General features: G+C 66.4%; 3 protein-coding genes. All 3 read left to right on the plus strand.

Going from position 1 to position 1,436, the window contains the following annotated elements; translation table 11 throughout:
• The first annotated feature begins 150 nt into the window (after positions 1–150).
• The 3 genes from AB0M95_RS40990 to AB0M95_RS41000 all read left to right on the plus strand — a co-directional run bounded on the left by AB0M95_RS40990 (position 151) and on the right by AB0M95_RS41000 (position 1,346).
• Positions 151–585, plus strand: coding sequence for a HEPN domain-containing protein (locus AB0M95_RS40990; RefSeq protein WP_363777197.1), 435 nt, complete (start codon positions 151–153; stop codon positions 583–585).
• A gap of 111 nt (positions 586–696) precedes the next feature.
• Positions 697–930, plus strand: coding sequence for an Arc family DNA-binding protein (locus tag AB0M95_RS40995; RefSeq protein WP_363777200.1), 234 nt, complete (start codon positions 697–699; stop codon positions 928–930).
• On the plus strand, positions 927–1,346 hold the full coding sequence (locus tag AB0M95_RS41000) for a type II toxin-antitoxin system VapC family toxin (protein WP_363777203.1): 420 nt from the start codon (positions 927–929) through the stop codon (positions 1,344–1,346). Before AB0M95_RS40995 ends, AB0M95_RS41000 begins: the two co-directional genes overlap by 4 nt.
• The last annotated feature ends 90 nt before the right edge of the window (positions 1,347–1,436 follow it).

Consider the following 1,436-nt stretch of genomic DNA (forward strand, 5'->3'; position numbering starts at 1 on the left):
AGATCAGCGACGACGAGAAGAAGACTTCTCCCCATAATTCCCCGATCTGTCGATCATCCCAATAGCCCGATTGCCTTCACCGCTTGGGATCAAGCAACCTGCTGATGGCGGTGGGCGCGGCCGAGGTGCTGCACCGCGGCTGCGGCATCGATGAGCCGCCGATCCCTGCGGACGAGTTCAAGCCGATGCGCGAAGCGATGCTGGCGCAAGTGCCCGAGGAGCACCGGGAGAGGCTCCGGAGGGTCCCTCCGCAACGACCCGACACTCCGGGACCGGCTGTACGCGCTCGCTGCGCGTCCCGACCAGGAGGCAGTCTCCTTGCTCGTGCCGGACGTGGACAGGTGGGCGAGGCGGACCACTCGAGCCAGGAACGACCTGGCGCACGAAGGGCGAACCCCCAGCCACTCCATTGAGGAACTGATAGCCGTTGTGGACGTGACCACCGCTGTCGTGATCCTCAACCTGTTGAACGAGCTGGGGTTGTCGGCCGAGCGCCAGCGAGAGATCGTGCAGGAGCATCCGCTGCTTCGCTCCACGGCCAGAAGTGCACGGGAGTGGCTGGTCGCGCGCGGAGTCGGTTCCTGAGTCCGGTCGCTCGCCACTGAGAGGGGCCCGCGCGGCGGTCAGCCGATTCACTGTTCGTTGATACGACCCGAGTGCTATCATGGCTGATATCAGTTGAAGGAGGTGGCCCTGATGTCAGCCATCGTCGTCCGCGGGCTCGAGGAGTCCGTGAAGAAGCAGCTCGCCACCCAGGCGAAGGAGCACGGCCGCTCCATGGAAGCCGAGGTCCGCGACATCCTCACGAAGGCCGCGCGCCGGCCCCACATCGGCCTGGCGCTCATGCGGGCGGCGCAGGAGGCTGGTGGGATCGACGATCTCGTCATCCCTGAGCGCAACGACGTCGCGCGAGCGGTGGACTTCGAGTGATCGTCCTCGATACGAACGTCATCTCGGAGATCTTCCGGCCGCAGCCTGATGCCCGCGTCGTCGCGTGGCTGGAGTCCCTCGCCGGCGACGTCGCTATCACATCCGTCACACTCGCCGAGCTCCTGGCCGGCGTGCGCCGTCTCCCGGATGGTCGCCGCAGGTCGGCGCTGAGCGCGGTGATCGAGAGCGCGTTGCAGCCCTACCGGGAGACCAATGCTGTGCTGGCCTTCGACGACGAGGCGGCAGACCACTACGCCGAGGTGCTCGTCGCGCGCGAGCAGGCAGGGCTGCCGATCAGCACGGCCGATGCCCAGATCGCCGCGATCTGCCGGTCTCACAAGGCCGCGTGCGCGACCCGGAACACCAAGGATTTCGCGCAGACCGGGGTCGAATTGCTCGACCCCTGGACCGGCTGACGGCGGTCTCAAGCGGTGGAAGCAAGTTCGGAGAGCATCTCGACGAACACTTCGGCTGGCGTTCTGTACCCAAGTATACGCCGCGGACGC

This window comes from Sphaerisporangium sp. NPDC051017 (assembly GCF_040683095.1).
Classification (GTDB): Bacteria; Actinomycetota; Actinomycetes; order Streptosporangiales; family Streptosporangiaceae; genus Sphaerisporangium.